10 protein-coding genes and 1 pseudogene are annotated in these 12,629 nt (G+C 39.3%); 6 read left to right on the plus strand and 5 right to left on the minus strand.

What is annotated here, in order from left to right:
* From HRQ85_RS25685 to HRQ85_RS25705, 5 genes are all read left to right on the plus strand, one after another.
* On the plus strand, nucleotides 1-454 hold a 454-nt coding region (locus tag HRQ85_RS25685), incomplete at its 5' end, for a LamG-like jellyroll fold domain-containing protein (RefSeq protein ID WP_172380934.1).
* A gap of 19 nt (nucleotides 455-473) precedes the next feature.
* Nucleotides 474-1,349 carry a hypothetical protein gene (locus tag HRQ85_RS25690; protein WP_172380935.1) on the plus strand — a complete coding sequence of 292 codons (876 nt, stop codon included), beginning with the start codon at nucleotides 474-476 and terminating at the stop codon, nucleotides 1,347-1,349.
* Nucleotides 1,350-3,872, plus strand: a complete 2,523-nt coding sequence (locus HRQ85_RS25695; protein WP_301540150.1) for a cysteine peptidase family C39 domain-containing protein — start codon at nucleotides 1,350-1,352, stop codon at nucleotides 3,870-3,872.
* Nucleotides 3,869-5,083, plus strand: a complete 1,215-nt coding sequence (locus HRQ85_RS26335) for an RHS repeat domain-containing protein (RefSeq protein WP_253918885.1) — start codon at nucleotides 3,869-3,871, stop codon at nucleotides 5,081-5,083. Before HRQ85_RS25695 ends, HRQ85_RS26335 begins: the two co-directional genes overlap by 4 nt.
* A gap of 334 nt (nucleotides 5,084-5,417) precedes the next feature.
* A complete protein-coding gene (locus HRQ85_RS25705) occupies nucleotides 5,418-6,020 on the plus strand; it encodes a cytochrome c oxidase assembly factor Coa1 family protein (RefSeq protein WP_172380937.1) in 603 nt (200 codons plus the stop codon).
* A gap of 1,127 nt (nucleotides 6,021-7,147) precedes the next feature.
* On the opposite strand, the gene HRQ85_RS25710 is transcribed toward HRQ85_RS25705, so the two are convergent.
* The 4 genes from HRQ85_RS25710 to HRQ85_RS25725 all read right to left on the minus strand — a co-directional run bounded on the left by HRQ85_RS25710 (nucleotide 7,148) and on the right by HRQ85_RS25725 (nucleotide 10,949).
* Nucleotides 7,148-7,909: a hypothetical protein gene (locus HRQ85_RS25710; RefSeq protein ID WP_172380938.1), complete on the minus strand. Its 762-nt coding sequence runs from the start codon at nucleotides 7,907-7,909 to the stop codon at nucleotides 7,148-7,150.
* Nucleotides 7,902-9,014 carry an AAA family ATPase gene (locus HRQ85_RS25715; RefSeq protein ID WP_172380939.1) on the minus strand — a complete coding sequence of 371 codons (1,113 nt, stop codon included), beginning with the start codon at nucleotides 9,012-9,014 and terminating at the stop codon, nucleotides 7,902-7,904. The genes HRQ85_RS25710 and HRQ85_RS25715 overlap by 8 nt, the downstream gene beginning before the upstream one ends.
* Before the next feature lie 438 nt (nucleotides 9,015-9,452).
* Nucleotides 9,453-10,322 carry a hypothetical protein gene (locus tag HRQ85_RS25720; protein ID WP_172380940.1) on the minus strand — a complete coding sequence of 290 codons (870 nt, stop codon included), beginning with the start codon at nucleotides 10,320-10,322 and terminating at the stop codon, nucleotides 9,453-9,455.
* 420 nt (nucleotides 10,323-10,742) lie between these two features.
* Complete coding sequence (locus HRQ85_RS25725) at nucleotides 10,743-10,949, minus strand: hypothetical protein (protein WP_172380941.1); 207 nt, start codon at nucleotides 10,947-10,949, stop codon at nucleotides 10,743-10,745.
* A gap of 208 nt (nucleotides 10,950-11,157) precedes the next feature.
* On the opposite strand from HRQ85_RS25725, the gene HRQ85_RS25730 reads away from it, so the two are divergent.
* Nucleotides 11,158-11,556 (plus strand): hypothetical protein, encoded by a 399-nt coding sequence (locus HRQ85_RS25730; RefSeq protein ID WP_172380942.1) that lies wholly within the window; start codon nucleotides 11,158-11,160, stop codon nucleotides 11,554-11,556.
* A 770-nt stretch (nucleotides 11,557-12,326) separates the two neighbouring features.
* On the opposite strand, the pseudogene HRQ85_RS25735 reads toward HRQ85_RS25730, so the two are convergent.
* Nucleotides 12,327-12,629: pseudogene (locus HRQ85_RS25735) on the minus strand (ISNCY family transposase); the annotation flags it as partial.

Raw genomic sequence — 12,629 nt, forward strand, 5'->3', positions numbered from 1 at the left:
GTACGCCGGCGGTGGAAGTAACGCCATTTCCAAAGAAGACATTACATTTGCTGCTAACGATTGGGTGCATCTAGCTCTGGTTGTCGAAGAAGGCGGCAGATTCGACAAGTACACAGTATACGTTAATGGTGAAGTCTTTGACGATTTTTTAGGTTATTCAAGAGAGAGTCGTAATACTCGTAACTTAATCATTGGAGCTCTCAACAGCGAGAGCGGTGTGCAAGATCATATGGATGCTGTCCTCGATGATGTACAACTGTGGTCCCGGGCACTAACCAAAACCGAAGTTCAGAGCTACATGTTGACACCGCCTTTACCCGGTGAGCAAGGCTTGCTTGGGTTCTATAACTTCAGTCGAGTACGTGGTCAATGGGTAGAAAATGTAGCAACAGGTGAGTTTGATGCTTTCCTGAGTGATGCATCTTCGATTGCTGATAAGCACACTCTAAATTAAATTGAGCGAAGTGATTAAAATGAAAAATAGTATCGTAGCTATTGGGCTTTTAAGTGGTGTTCTTTTCGGTTGTGGAAGCGAAAAGCAAGAAATCAAAATTAATGAAGTGCAACCAAATTTAGTTGTGATGGATCTGAGTTCAGCTCCAACTCATGCCGAGTTGGCTGCTGCTGGGCAACTGGGAGGTGTACTCAGCCCAACAGCACCAGTAGAAGATAAAGTTGAGAAAAGTAGCTTTAGTTTGTTTGACCTATTAAACGATGACGACAGTAATGAGCGTATGGCCTTTGGACGTGCAATTCAAAATTGGAATAAACATGATTACCAAGGAGCTACTCAACAATTTGATGTCTTTAGGAACACATACCCTAGTAGTGCTTGGACGTCTGAAGCTACCTTACATATGGCTTGTAATGCTAGATTTACAGGGCAGTACTCATTGGCAAACCAACTATTTCAAGAGGTAATCGAGAAAAATGCATCATCAGATTATGTTGGTGCTCAGATGATGACAGCGAAAGCTAAAAGTCGTCTAGCAGTATTGAGACTAATGGAAAATAACCCATTAGAAGCAAAAAAACTATTTAGAGAAGTAAAAGAAAGCTCACCAAACTGGCGTTTGAGAACTTATGCATCAACTTGGATTAGAAAATTATCTTTGTTAGAAGAAGGGGCAGGGAGTCTGCTTGATTGTGGTACACGCGCATTAAGTTATCTACTGAAACAAAATAATCAACTTGATGCAGCTGAAGAAGTTCTGGGATACGCCCCAAGTCATGATGGTTTTAGCATTGCTGATTTGGTTTCTTTATCTGAAAAATATGGATACCAAGCCATTGCTGTAAAAGCGACAGTTGATGAGCTTACTAAAGTACTTGCTCCGTCCATTCTTTAAATCGATCGAGATACCACAGGCGGACGGGGCCATTATTGGGTTTTAGAAAACTACAATGATGGCAAGTTTAATATCTTCGATCCGCAAATGAATCGCCGTTTCACTTTTACGAAAGAACAACTAGCAAAAGAGTGGAAAGGAAATCTAATTCTTTTGTCAGATGGCCCTAGTGATAGCGTTGGAGTATTACTCAGCCAAACTGAGATGGAAAGTACGTATGGAGGTTGCTGTGGTATACAGAGACCTCCCGGCGAGCCTGGTGAGCCTGGTAAAGATCCTGAGGAGCCAGAGCCGTCTTGCGAACCATCTCAAGGTGCTCCTATTTGGTCAATTAATATGATCAATATGAACCTGTACATTAAAGATACACCGCTCTGGTATAAGAATACCATCGGACCAGATATAAACATCCAACTCAGCTATAACACACAAAGTGTTTTAGCTCAGAATGAACCTTTCGGGGTTAAGTGGATGTTTAACTACGGTACTTATCTTGTTGTAGACCCTGGAGGGGCTGTTACTATTTTTAGTCCCGATGGTCGGGAGGACGTTTTTGTTAAAAATTCAGAGGGTGTATATCAATCGGATAATTATTTCCGAACAACGCTCGTTAAGTCTAACGGTCTCTATACTCTAACTTCGTCAGATGGCAGTAAAAAGGTATATGGTGTTCCTGAAGGCACAAAAGCATTGCAAAATTTTTTGTTAGAGAATGTTGATCCGTTTGGTAGAAAGGTAACCTTTTATTATGATGATTCTGCAAGGATGACTCATATTAAAGATGCTTTGGGACGTCTTACGGTACTTGAATATAATGCTGAAGGGCTTATTAGTACGGTAAGAGACCCATTCAATCGAGAAGCTAAATTTCTTTATGATGATAAGCGAAATCTAATTTCAATTACCGATATGCAAGGGTATACCAGCACACTTACCTATGATAGTGATCGCCTAATCAAATCCATTACAGATGCCAAAGGAACGACATCATTCTTTATTGAACCTGCAGATGGTATTCCCAATGGCACTGATGAGTATAATCCTCCGGGGACCCCTACTTGGGAGAATTACCGTATTACGGTAACGAACCCGAATGGAAATAAGGAAGAGTACTATTTTAATGGTCTTCGTAATCGTGGCTGGCATATAAATGCAGACAACTATGTTCCATATTCAAATCAATGGAGTAATAACCGCAAAGATGCAGCAAAGACGACATATGAATACGTCGCTCCAAATGGTCGTCAAGGCAAGATCGCGAAAATTACAAATCCGGATGGCACACAAACAAAACTTACTTACTACTCCGACAACAAAGTAAAAACAGTGACTGACGAAGATGGGTTAACGGAGCTGTACGAATGGAACTCAAAAGGTCTACTGACAAAGTTTACAGACAAATTAGGTAATGAAACCCTGTATACATACGCAGACAATGGGGTTGATGTTATTAAAATCACAAGTCCATTTGGTGACGAACAGTATAGTTATAACGAAAACCATCAAGTAACTCTGTATACGAATAAAAATGGGGTAAACACTGAGTATAGCTACGACCCTGAAGGTAACTTAACTTCGATTACTGATGCGAATGGTGTGGTAACTATACTGGAGCGTGATTCGATAGGGCGCATCGCAACTGTGCGTTTAGGGGGAGAGATAATCAACCGATACAATTATGATGATATTGGGCGAGTCACTTCTAGGAAAGATGCTGCAGACTACGAAACGCGATTCCACTATAACAAAATTGATACTTTAACGCAGATCAATAGTGCAGCCGACCGGACAATACAGCGCCAGTTCGGCAGTTGTCCTCGCATGCTAAAAAAAGAAACGTTGCCAGGTAATCGAGACTACCAGTATCAGTACGATGCGCAGAAACGACTTATTGAGGTGATTAACCCAGCCAAAGGGCGTATTCAAATTGGTCGATCTAAAAGTGGTCTCATAACGTCATTGACGGATCAAAATCAAAACCAAACTTCTTTTGAGTACACGACATCAGGAGCACTAAGTAAGAAGACTTATTCCGATGGCAGTACTTTAAAGTACAAATACAGCAAAGGTCGGATCAAGCAGATAACGAATGCCAGAGGCATCACAAAAACTTTTCATTTCAACAAGAAACAACAGCTGGATAAGATTGATTATAGTGATCAAACGCCGAGCGTTGAATACAGCTACAACGAGCTCGGTCAACTTAGCAAAGTTAAAGACGGTATCGGCTATACACAATACAAATATGAAAAAAATGGACGTCTTACAGAGATAGATGGACCAAGAGATAATGACACCATACTGCTACATTATAACCGACTTAATTTACTATCTGAATTATATGTCGGTGGGAGGTTAAATACTGCATACCAGTACGATGATTTAGGAAGAGTCGTCGAGATAGATGCGCTGGGGCAACGATTTACTTATCGTTATGATTATTCACCTCTAGCGTTCTCTATGAGCCAGATTTTACCTAATGACATTACAAAAAAACGATGCTTAATGAATCGGGTGACTTGAATTCAATCACATACAAGAGTAAAGGCGCAGTTCTGGCTAACTATCAATATCGATTTGATGATGCAGGGCAAGTCTCAGAACAAACAGGAACGCCAGCATGGTTTTTACCTAAGCCTTCCTCTAGTGCTAAGTATAATGAATTAAACCAGATCACTGAATGGAATGGTGACGCTAACGCGTTTTTGTACGATAAAGACGGTAACCTTATCAAAGGTATCTTAGATGATGGGGTTCCCTTTGAAGCAGAGTACGATGCGGAAAACCGCTTAACCAGACTGAGCTTTACAAGGGATAATACACACTATCGAGAGGAATTTGTTTACGCGCATAATAACATGTTAGCGCAGTATCAATTATACAAAAATAAAATGTTGGTAGAGGACAAGCAATTTGTTCGTCTTGGGTTAGTAGAACTTCAGCAGCGCAATGCTCAGGGACAAGTGGTTCAAGAATATGCCTGGGATAAGTCGGCACCAGGAGGCGTTGGTGGCTTACTGGTGACGAAGACAGGCAGTAACGTCTATACCTATGCGTATAACCATCTAGGCCATGTTCAAAAAGTTTTAAATGCTTCTGGTCAGGAAGTTGAGAGCTATCAATATACTCCGTATGGTCAAGTAGAAGGCGGAGATTTTAACCAACAACCCTTTGGCTACTCAACGAAACGTAGTGATTTCAAAAGTGGGTTAGTATATTTTGGTTATCGATTCTATTCACCTTATCAACGACGCTGGCTTACCCGTGACCCATTACAAGAGCAAGGTGGAATTAATCTCTATGCTTATGTAAATGGGGATCCACTAGGGTATATTGACCCGGATGGTCGGTGGTCTGCGGGTTTCAGTTTTTATGACGGAGTTGGGTGGGGCATGAGCTTTGGGTTCAACCCGAACACTGGCAAAGCTTTTGGAAAGATACACGCAGGTGTAGGAGTCGGAGGTGGATTTAGCTTTGATCCTAATGATAATGGTGATGAAGCAAGACAAAAATGCTCAAACGGCCTAGACCTATCATTAGGAACGGAGGCTAATTGGGGAGTTAATGTTGGCCCTTACGGGCTTGGAGCAAGTTCCAGTACCGATTTTTTTTCAGGTAAACATGGTAACCTAAATAATTTAGGTAACTTACAGCCAAACTTAAATGCTGCTGGTGTCGATGTGAGTGCTGGAGGTGATGCTCATGTTAGTTTTACTGGTTCTTTTATCTATTAGAGGTAATTTTGACTATTTCCCTACTAAATGACAAAGTCGCCTGGTAATTAAGGTACGACAGAATTGCTTGGTGATCACCCAGTACAATATCTGAGATGTAATTAAATTTTGCCCCATTGTGATTCAGAGTAAATACTCATTCAAATCATGTTAATGTGAAATCCGCCAATTTGGAACTTTTATATATCTTAGTATTCTAACTTCCTTGTATTGTTGATAAGGTATTGATTAGTAATTGAGTCGATATGTGAAAGACGGCATGATGTGAGAGTGAAAAACGGCTGCTGCGCGGTCTAATTAGCGTTAGGTGTTTAAGTTATCAAGGATATTACTAATGGAAAGAGAAGAATATGTTTCTGGGTTAGGTAAAGCCTCAATTATACCTCCGGACATCAAGGGTTGGAGTTGGGGGGCTTTCCTGCTCAATTGGATTTGGGGTGTTGGTAATGGTACGTATATTGCTCTTTTGATGTTTATACCGCTCGTTAATATAGTGATGATATTTGTCTTGGGCTTTAAAGGGAACGAATGGGCTTGGAGAAATCGACTATGGAGAGATGTAGATCATTTTAAATCGACACAAAAAAAATGGCGTAATGCGGGCTTTGCTTCGTTACTCTTGATCCCGTTGCTTTTTTCATTTCTTTTTAGTGCCTTGAAGGGGGAAGCTTATGACCAATCTTTATATGCGATTACTCATGATATTGAAGTTGTCAGAGCGTTTGGTGAGCCAATAGAAACTGGTTTCTTTACTTTTGGAAATATTCGAACGTCAGCTGATGGGGGGGAAGCTTCTTTACAGTATTCGATACAAGGCCCTACGGCTGAGGGGGAAGCCTACGTTAAGGCATACAAAAGTGGTGATGAGTGGTCATTATATGAAGTCGTGGTGCATTTACCGTCAGGCCAGCAAATCAATGTCGTAACCCCGGAGTAGTAAACACCATACAAACCACTAAGAGCTGTGGGTATCACATTCTATGATGAGCTAATTACTTGTTAAAGTTACTACGACTGGGCAGGATACTACCTTTCTGGGATTAACCAGTCCTCCTTTTTGGTCATATCAAGGAGAAAGAAGCCGAACTCATTGAAAGTGGGTTCGGTTTTTTAACTTCGTAAACGATCGCTAAGGCAGAGATTTTATTAATAAACTGCACATAGCTGGTAATGTTTTTAGACAGCTATTAGCTTTAGAAAGAAATGATAGACCTCGGTCTTGTTTTAATTGTGTTTCTTCAACTATCGGGGCATGGTTGATGGACTCTAAAAATAATAGAAAGAGAAAATAATGATTTTATATTGTAACTCAATCACACAAAGAGGAAATATCATAAATTTAATCGCTCTGTTTTTTGTAGGAGTGAGCCCTCTGATAATTATTTTTTCAGGAAGGGGGATACCCATCATAATGTATCCATTTATAATATTGGCGTGGTTAGTTATATTAAATTATTGCTATCAATTAAAGAGAACTGTTTATTCATTGGAAATTGTCAAAAATGAAATTATTATTAGAACATACTGGGGTTATCGATCGTGTAGGTTCAGTGATTTAACTTTTTCTTTTTTTAGCAATTATAATGCATGGTTGTGGGACGGATGGGGATTTTTTCATGATAAAAAACAAATTCTTACTATTGTTTATAAAGGGAAAAAATATTATGTGTGTAATAAAAATGGAGTAGATAAGGAAATAATCATTTTTTTGAAAAAATAATCATTTACAACCTTCATAATATCTTGGTACGTATCAAAAAAGAGTCAATAATCATGATGCGATGAACGGTATTTTTTTGTTCTCAGAACAGGTAAAGCCTAAATACTCGAAGCGCAAACGCTGTGGAATAGTATCGCAAAAAGTATAACGTGCTTGGTTACAAGTATTCCAATGACTTAAGGTGTAGTATTTAAAATCAGTAATATAATTGGAATGTCATTTAACTAAAGAGCAGGCTGCTAATTTGTGTTTGCAAAATTATTTCAATATGAAAAAGCTCTAGCAAGTTTTATAAATCAATAGCTTGTTAGGCTCCATTAATGTGAAGCCTAAGGTAACGTGCTTTATCTCTCACCAAGAAGAGGAAAAAGTCCTTCCCCATAAAAGTCGTGTAGCATAAATGGAAATGAAGATAAGACAGCGATTTTTTGTAAAGGTATATGTTGGTTGAGTTGCTCTGAGAAAATTTTAAGTTGTCCGATCTGATTGGAGGGCAACACACTTGACTGATTTACAAGGATATTACCTCGTATAAGGTTAGATTTTGTAATTTCTCTCCAAGTGTTTAAGTCGTAGCTACCCCAGTTGTGATAATTTTTCGAAAGAGTTTGCTCTGCATTGACCCATTTCTTGTAACCTCTTAGAGAGTCACTATCAATTGAGTGTAGGATTTGGTTAGGCTGCATATCAATCTGGTGTCGTATCGCCTCTACCATCGGGTAACTTACACACAAAAGTCCTTTGTCTTGAGAGTTGTCGAAACGTTCTAACATTTCTTGTAAATGGGCATCATTGGCGTTGCTACAATGGCAATCGTAATCGAAGAATAGGTAGATATCACTGATTTCTTCATAATCTTCAATGTCTAATATATCTTGGTCGCTTTGTGTTATATCTTTCTTTTTATTGATTTGTTCGATGATTACGTCATAGATTTCTCTATAGGGATCGTTTTTAATTTTTTTGTATAATTGGTATATATTGAAGCCATAAGAAGCTTTTAGCAGTGAGTTAGACTCTTCATTAATAAAAAACTTAGCTAGATTGCTAGCAATATTAGGTTCAGTTTTTTTCCCTTCAAAGATAAAAAGTATAGTACTACTCATCAAAAGCACCCGAGCGGTACATTTTTTCTAGGTTATGACCTTTTCTGATCTCACGTATACCTAGCTTATGCAATGGCTTAAGTTTTTCTTTACGCAGTTCGAAATAGCAATCAGGCCTGAGGACGTTATTGGACATCAAACTAATATTATGAGTTGTGATTATTGATTGGCAATCCAGATGCGATACCAAATCTACAATCCTCTTTGACAGAGAAAAGTGATAGTAAGCATCAAATTCATCAATATAGGCGAATGAAATTTTTCCAGAAAGTAACTTCAAGTACCAAAAGTAGAATATACCAAGAGACATTGTCCCCGTAGAAGCAACTAACGAGAATTCAATGTTTCTGCCTTCAAACATAAATTCGATGATCTCTTCTCCGGAAGCTCCTGACTTTTTGAGCTTACATTCAACTCCAGAGTCATTTAAGAACTTTTCAAAATCGTCTAGTTTATCTTGCTCTATTATTGTTTGGGATATTCTTTTCGAATCAACAGGCTGCCCGTGATAGTCTTTAGTTCTATTGAGAGTTCTGAAAAATATCATTCCATCAACAAACTCCATAAACTTAAAGAAAGTATCATTGATTTTACTTTTATCTAGCAAGGCGTTTGAACTAACATATTTGACTGCTGAAATTTTACGTTCTGTGAAATCATTTTTTAAACTATCGTTACCATCAAAGTCATATTTAGCAATATTAGAAATTCTTCGGTCGATTTCTATAACGCTTCTTCCATCAATGAGTAGAGTTTCATAGATCGCTTCGTCACATGCTTCTTTACCGTATTTGTATACTACATTAACACCATCAATCGAAAACTCGTACACGAATTCAGCTATAGGTGATGATGTAAGAGCATTCCGGTAGTTTGCTCTTAGTGAAGTCATTACTGTCGCGTCTGTAAGGTGGCAAGTTATATCTAGTAGGGCTAATCCGACATTAGATTTACCTTGGCCATTTTTGCCATAAATCATGGAGTGCTTAATTGTGTTGTTGACAACAGCATGAGTATTAAATTCGAAGGCTTTATCAGTTTTGAGGTCTATTTCGAACCAATCATTGAAGTTTCTAAAGTTTTTGACTGCTAATTTGGTAAGCATGTTTGATGAACCTAGATTGGAAATTTTAGAAACTATAGCATGCTTTAAAGTTGCCGTAAAAAAATTACGGCATGGGATAAATTAGCTTTAATAAGTTTGTCGAATTTACCTCCGTGATACAAACGGAGGTTGCGTTCCTCGCTTGTCGTTCTTTACTCGTTCGGAAACGTCCTAAGCAAAGCTGTAACCTAAATTGATATGTTAAGGGGATGCGAACCAACAACAGCAAAGATTTCTTGTTAGGATAAAAGGTATTTGTATGGCTTGGCGATATTGAGCCACAAGTTGATTTGGTGAACATGGTGGGGTGGTCTTTTGCTTGCTGCGCGAGCGCATTCAACACGCTCCGCACGCTCACCGTAATCTGATAAGTCACATGAATCCAAATAATTACCCGTGAAACGTCCAGTTGACGTTCCACAGGGGGAGTCAATATTACTAGCTACAGTTTGAAGCATTATTCACACAGTCAACCACGGTTATGGTGACGACTCCCGTCACATTGGTAGGAACTGCGTAATTAAACCTTTGAATATAGTTATTGATAACGGCTCCTCTAGCTGGGTCTGCGATTCGTATATTGAGCCCGGGCAGTTCTTTAGACGTCATTGGAATTGTATTGTTATCGATATCTACTACTTTTTTTACCTTGAATAGTAATCTCGTCGGTTCTCCTACAACTACAGTAAGTCCAAATATGGCATACCCTCCAGACTCAAAACGTATAAGGTATTGATCTGGTATTGCTGTACTAATCAAGTTGAGTGTTTGTGCTACTTTAGTAATGGATGCACCTAGTGTAGCAATTTGACCACTTAAAGAATTGTTAAAGTAGCTCTGAACGGCATTTTCACAGTAAGCGCATTTGACGAACTCCCATGGGTCACGAATTATACTTAAAGGTATAACCAGTTCTTGAGCCTGAGCTTTGAGTTGCGAACGTTCGCGCTTAATATTCTCTAGTTTTGATGAGATATTTGAAGGTGAACTGATTCGTTTAAAGTCAGCAACGAACACACGTTTTCTTGGTATATAAGGGTTTGGTGGTGGAGGGCCTAATATTGCTTTCTTTCGTGCTTTAAAAGACTGTATCTCAACGTTGTATAGATTAACTACGTGAATGTCTTTCGTAATATTTCGAATAGCCTCATTCTCCGAAATATTTTTGAAAGCCCAGGTTAGAACTTTCTGTTCAACTTGTTTCTGTGTGCATTTGTAACATTCGAGGTATGTTGCTGCCGAAGTCGGGAGTGAGTAGGCCAAAGCGAAAATACTCAAAGCTGTTGCAACTATCTGTTTTCTGTACATCTATCAATCCTAAATAGTGCTTAATAAAAATGATTATCAATACTATATCGGTGTGGTTAACAAAAACCTCGTTGTCGTCTCGGTTTTATAAATGCAATCTATTGAATACAAATTGTATTTGTATTTCGCGTTAGTTTATAAAATTTGGGTTTGCCAAATTTAAAACCGTTGTACGTTCGCTTGATTTATTACAGTTTCTACCGTTGCGGTCGTATGTGGTTTGCAAGTTTATTAAGCTAGACAGCTGGCCGCGATTCAACTTCAACCGGCACGCATCTAACACTTCATACTTTACGTCATACGTTTTTAAGAATCGTTCATTCAAAGAGTACACACCATCGTCAGCGAAATTCTCTAGGCTCAAATCAATGCGTGAAGCACCATTCTTATGAGCAAAGTTTATGCCGGAAATGAATGCTTTTAGATGCCGTCAAAAGGTAAGACGCTCGCTATAGGAACAACCCCAGAAGAACGTACACCACTAGCACTTTGAATACTCGATTCAGCCGAATTCGAATCTTCTTCAAGTTCGACACGTTCAAATTGTACCGTTTGCGCTTCCTCCATTTCCCTCATCAGAACCAATAACGCGACTAAGCTATAAACTCCCCATACAGAAAATAGCAAAAAAAGCACTATGAGGTGGAACCGTTCAAATGCTATTCGACCGAATGGATATACCTACAGACCAAGTGGTTAGGCCGTAGCAAATGTCGGCCGAGATAGCGCTTTTGGGGTTTAGTCTGAGTTGGAGATAAAAGTTTCAACACGTCTCCTTAAACTCCCGAGGACCTTATAGCAAAAATTAAAAGGTAGTCCCCGACTGATCTCATATTTGAATAGAGAGACAATTGGCTCATTATTCAAACGTGACATATTTGGTCAGAGGAGGGCACTTAATAAAAAACTATGTTTGATACGTATCGTTGCTGCAATGTCTGTCAACGCTAAATCACGATACAGCGATGAAACAGCCGCTGAAGCTGAGAGCATGCTAGGAGTAGGGCTACAAGAGATAACCGCTCTCAATTTTATAGTATTTATTAGTGCATTTGATGACCTCGCAAATCGTATTTCGAATGACTTTGACAAGGTTTGTAAATTCAGAGTAGCAATTTCTCGTGATGGTTCTGTGATAACTAAAACAAGAATGAAGCAAGTGGAGCAGGCATATATCTTTACTCACCACAAAAACTCTGGCGGTGTTGTTCTAAACGTCAGGCTTACACAGTAATGTTTTTGTAATGCTAATCTTTCTGAGGCAAAATTAATTAGAGGAAAAAATTTGAAAGTGTTGAGTTTCAGGTCTCGAATTCATTACTAAGACCCGATCAACGTTAGTTGTACACCGTTCAAGTAGGTGCTCAATGACACCTTCATATTCTGCAAACATTACATGGATTACTGTATCTTCGTTTAGTTCTGAGCTCGGTATTAATCTATAGCGCTTACGTGTATAGGTTATTTCAACAGCTGTTTGGTGATTAATCGCTTTGACGACACCACAAGTTTTCCAGTCGGTTACAAAATATTCTTTATAGTGATCCAAGGTTAGCTCCTAAACTGACAAAGAACATATCATAAGGGGTAGTGGCCGTTATGAAATACACTCATTAAATTGTTGCGTGTCTATACACATATTTAAGTTGTAGTGGACTGTCCTTTTGAGAGCATATCCTTGAGAAGGGAAGCTGAACCTTTATCGAGAGGGTTCGGCTTTTTTGTGCAATGACCTAGATTTATATCACTTCAAAAATACGATGATACGTGCAGGGTAAAGGCAGGGAGGTGAAGACCTTCAAATTAGTCGAATTACCCCCGGGATACAGCTCGTTGGGACCCTCCCGACGAGCTGCGAACCAAACATAAACCGACTAGAATTAAAAGTGATTTCAATGGCCTAAGCAGGATTAGCGTTGATGACAGCCACCCCAAATAAAGTACTAGCCATGTCAATCCCACTTTAAAATGTCCTCATTTGTCCCAAATAGAAATGTCCCCTTGTTAGGTCTTTCGACTGGAAGCTTTGAATGGTTCGGTGAGGACAGGGTTGATGGCTCGAGGCGCTGTTTGAAGGGCTCTTTGTTGTGCACGGCGCTTGGGGGCTTTCTTACTGCGGGTTCGTTGCTGTTGTTGTTCGAATTCTTCTTGTTGTTGCTGAGCAAATTTTAAAACTTGGCCGAGGCGTTTGTTGTCGACGATTTGGGTTTGTTGAACGTGCTCGAGTTTGTCGAAGGTTTTGAATTCGAGTTTTCGATGCCCGTATTGGATGGCGATTTCACCGTTTGGGTAGTCGAGTATCTTGAC

The sequence above is a fragment of the Vibrio sp. Vb339 genome, assembly GCF_902751245.1.
GTDB lineage: Bacteria > Pseudomonadota > Gammaproteobacteria > Enterobacterales > Vibrionaceae > Vibrio > Vibrio coralliirubri.